The sequence below is a fragment of the Tsukamurella sputi genome, assembly GCF_007858445.1.
Taxonomy (GTDB): Bacteria; Actinomycetota; Actinomycetes; order Mycobacteriales; family Mycobacteriaceae; genus Tsukamurella; species Tsukamurella sputi.
This window is the reverse complement of record NZ_VIGV01000224.1, coordinates 1-516: the sequence shown is the minus strand read 5'-3', so window position 1 is coordinate 516 and position 516 is coordinate 1. Positions and strand designations below refer to the sequence as shown.

1 protein-coding gene is annotated in these 516 nt (G+C 47.3%); it reads left to right on the top strand.

Annotated elements, in window-relative coordinates; all coding sequences use genetic code 11:
• On the top strand, positions 1-516 hold a 516-nt coding region (locus FK268_RS26265; RefSeq protein WP_146437918.1), incomplete at both ends, for a DUF3418 domain-containing protein.

Below are 516 nucleotides of genomic sequence, written 5' to 3'. Positions count from 1 at the left end.
TCCCTTCTTTTAGTGAAGATCAGATTCATCGAGCCATCTTAGTGGGATCGCTCGACCAGATTGGTGAGTTAGGGGAAGAGAAGTTTTATAGTGGCGCAAATGGCCGTAAATTTAAGATCTTCCCGGGATCGGCGCTCTATCGTAAGCCGCCAAAGTGGATTATGGCTCTGGAGATTGTTGAAACGAGCCAAGTCTTTGCCCGTATGAATGCGGCAATCAATCCTGAATGGCTCGAAAGCTTAGCGCAACATCTCTTAAAGCGTGAATATACCGAGCCTCACTGGAGTAAACAGCAAGGGCAAGCCGCCGCCTATGAGACTGTTCGTCTCTTTAATCTTGCGATTATTAAGAATCGAATTGTCAGCTTTGGCCGTATTAAACCTGAAGTTTCCCGGGAGCTCTTAATTCGTGAAGGACTGGTAGAAGGGGAGATTCAGACTCGAGCGCCTTTCTATCGTATTAACCGAAAGACGATCTTAAAAGTGGCAGAGATGGAAGAGAAGACTCGTCGGCGCG